The organism is Massilia sp. TSP1-1-2 (genome assembly GCF_049896185.1).
GTDB lineage: Bacteria > Pseudomonadota > Gammaproteobacteria > Burkholderiales > Burkholderiaceae_D > Telluria_A.
This window is the reverse complement of record NZ_JAFCTU010000101.1, coordinates 1-1,261: the sequence shown is the minus strand read 5'-3', so window position 1 is coordinate 1,261 and position 1,261 is coordinate 1. Positions and strand designations below refer to the sequence as shown.

The window sequence follows — 1,261 nt, the reverse complement described above, 5'->3', positions numbered from 1 at the left end:
GACGCCCCTGATGAAGGGGCACGCCGGCGTGCAGCCGCCGATGGCGGACATCAAGCTGCCGTATGCACTGTATACAGAGCAGGACATCGCCCACCGCACGCTGTACGTGGAAGCGTCGCGCGGCTGCCCGTTCAAGTGCGAATTCTGCCTGTCGGCGCTGGACAAGACTGCATGGCCGTTCGGCCTGGACAGCTTCCTGGCCGAACTCGAAGCGCTGCATGCGCGCGGCGCGCGCCTGTTCAAGTTTGTCGACCGCACCTTCAACCTGAACATCAAGACCAGCCTGAAGATCATGCAGTTCTTCCTCGACAAAATCGCGGCCGATCCCGCCGACCCGGTGTACGCCCACTTCGAACTGGTGCCCGACCACCTGCCCGACGCGCTCAAGGAAGGCATCGCCAAATTCCCGCCGGGCGCGCTGCAGTTCGAGATCGGCATCCAGAGTTTCAACCCGGACGTGCAGGCGCTGGTCAGCCGCCGCCAAGACAACGCCAAGGCGGCCGACAACATCGGCTGGCTGTGCGAGCACTCGCACGCCCACCTGCACGTGGACTTGATCGCCGGCCTGCCGGGCGAGGACATCGACAGCTTTGCGCGCGGCTTTGACCGGCTGGTCGCACTCAAGCCGCACGAAATCCAGTTCGGCATCCTCAAGCGCCTGCGCGGCACGCCGATCATCCGCCACACCGAGCAATACAAGATGGTGTTCGATCCCTACCCACCCTACACCATCCTGTCGACCAGTTTGATTGACTTCGCCAGCATGCAGCGTCTGGTGCGCTTTGCGCGCTACTGGGACCTGGTGGCCAATTCGGGACGCTTTGCCAATACGCTGGGCCAGATGCTGGGCGACGCGCCGTTCAATAACTTCATGGCGTTTTCGGACTGGCTGTATGCGAAGACCGATGCCACGCACCGCATTGCGCTCGACAAGCTGGCCGCGCTGGTGGCGCAATGGCTGCAGGCGCGCGGCATGAGCAAGGACGCGGCCGGCGCGCTGGTCGGCAGCGATTATGCGGGCCGGGTCGATGCGCCGGCGCAGAAGGCAAAGCCGGTGGCGGTGCCTGTGCGGCAGGCCCGCCACCTAGCCGCGTAAAGCGCCGTGCTGCCTGCATCGGCCCGGTACCTGTGCCGCGCATGCGGCGCCATTAGAACACCGATTTCGTCCCCGTCAATCGAATCGCCCCGCACGAACTTCTATAGCGGTCGCAACGAATCTCTTTTAGCGGATCCCGCCCAGCTCCTCGCCTCCACCGGCGCG

1 protein-coding gene is annotated in these 1,261 nt (G+C 64.6%); it reads left to right on the top strand.

Translation table 11 applies throughout. The features are described from left to right. A partial coding sequence (locus ACP7BV_RS27025) for a DUF4080 domain-containing protein (protein ID WP_426107983.1) occupies positions 1-1,096 on the top strand: 1,096 nt, incomplete at its 5' end. Between the last annotated feature and the right edge of the window lie 165 nt (positions 1,097-1,261).